The sequence below is a fragment of the Pseudoalteromonas sp. SG43-1 genome (assembly GCF_014164415.1).
Lineage (GTDB): Bacteria > Pseudomonadota > Gammaproteobacteria > Enterobacterales > Alteromonadaceae > Pseudoalteromonas > Pseudoalteromonas distincta.
The window spans coordinates 1-1,717 of sequence record NZ_JACJFD010000056.1 but is presented as its reverse complement, the minus strand read 5'-3'; the positions used below and the strand labels follow the sequence as shown (position 1 = coordinate 1,717).

Sequence of the window (1,717 nt, the reverse complement as noted above, 5' to 3'; positions counted from 1 at the left end):
CTACCTGACCACCTGTGTCGGTTTGGGGTACGATTCCATATAATCTGAAGCTTAGAGGCTTTTCCTGGAAGTATGGCATCAACAACTTCATCACCGTAGTGACTCGTCTCGTGTCTCAGTCTTAATAGCAACCCGGATTTACCTAAGTCGCCAACCTACTCACTTTCACATGGACTACCAACGCCATGCTTGTTTAGCCTGCTCCGTCCCCCCATCGCAATTATATCGAGTACAGAAATATTAATCTGTTTCCCATCGACTACGCCTTTCGGCCTCGCCTTAGGGGTCGACTTACCCTACCCTGATTAACATGGGATAGGAACCCTTGGTCTTCCGGCGTGGGAGTTTTTCACTCCCATTATCGTTACTCATGTCAGCATTCGCACTTCTGATACGTCCAGCATACCTCCCGGTACACCTTCAACCGCTTACAGAACGCTCCCCTACCACTCAGAATAAATTCTGAATCCGCAGCTTCGGTGCATAGTTTAGCCCCGTTACATCTTCCGCGCAGACCGACTCGACCAGTGAGCTATTACGCTTTCTTTAAAGGATGGCTGCTTCTAAGCCAACCTCCTGGCTGTCTGGGCCTTTCCACATCGTTTCCCACTTAACTATGACTTTGGGACCTTAGCTGGCGGTCTGGGTTGTTTCCCTCTTCACGACGGACGTTAGCACCCGCCGTGTGTCTCCCGGATATTACTTTACGGTATTCGGAGTTTGCAAAGGGTTGGTAAGTCGGGATGACCCCCTAGCCTTAACAGTGCTCTACCCCCGTAAGTATTCGTCCGAGGCTCTACCTAAATAGATTTCGGGGAGAACCAGCTATCTCCCGGTTTGATTAGCCTTTCACTCCTAGCCACAGGTCATCCCCTAACTTTTCAACGTTAGTGGGTTCGGTCCTCCAGTTGATGTTACTCAACCTTCAACCTGCCCATGGCTAGATCACCGGGTTTCGGGTCTATACCTTGCAACTATTCGCCCAGTTAAGACTCGGTTTCCCTACGGCTACCCTATTCGGTTAACCTCGCTACAAAATATAAGTCGCTGACCCATTATACAAAAGGTACGCAGTCACCCAACAAGTGGGCTCCTACTGCTTGTACGTACACGGTTTCAGGTTCTATTTCACTCCCCTCACAGGGGTTCTTTTCGCCTTTCCCTCACGGTACTGGTTCACTATCGGTCAGTTGGGAGTATTTAGCCTTAGATGATGGTCCACCTATATTCAGTCAAAGTTTCACGTGCTCCGACCTACTCGATTTCACTTAAAATGTCTTTTCATGTACGGGACTATCACCCTGTATCGTGGCACTTTCCAGAGCCTTCCATTAACACATAATAAGCTTAAGGGCTGTTCCGATTTCGCTCGCCGCTACTTTCGGAATCTCGGTTGATTTCTTTTCCTACGGGTACTTAGATGTTTCAGTTCTCCGCGTTCGCCTCGTTAACCTATGTATTCAGTTAACGATACCTGCAAGCAGGTGGGTTTCCCCATTCGGAAATCCTAGTCTCAAGCGCTTTTTACTAGCTTGACTAGGCTTATCGCAAGTTAATACGTCCTTCATCGCCTCCAACTGCCAAGGCATCCACCGTGTACGCTTAGTCACTTAACCATACAACCCAAACGGGTCTTTGTTTTGTGACAGTTTAACTTCGCCAGAAGTTAATATTGAATACTAAAGTAGATACCAATCAATCAACGTAAAACGTTAAT

General features: G+C 47.8%; 1 rRNA gene (cut by a window edge). It reads right to left on the bottom strand.

The annotated features are described in order from the left end of the window. Nucleotides 1-1,616: ribosomal RNA gene (locus H5159_RS20950) — 23S ribosomal RNA — on the bottom strand (it extends 1,469 nt beyond the left edge of the window). Nucleotides 1,617-1,717: the final 101 nt, after the last annotated feature.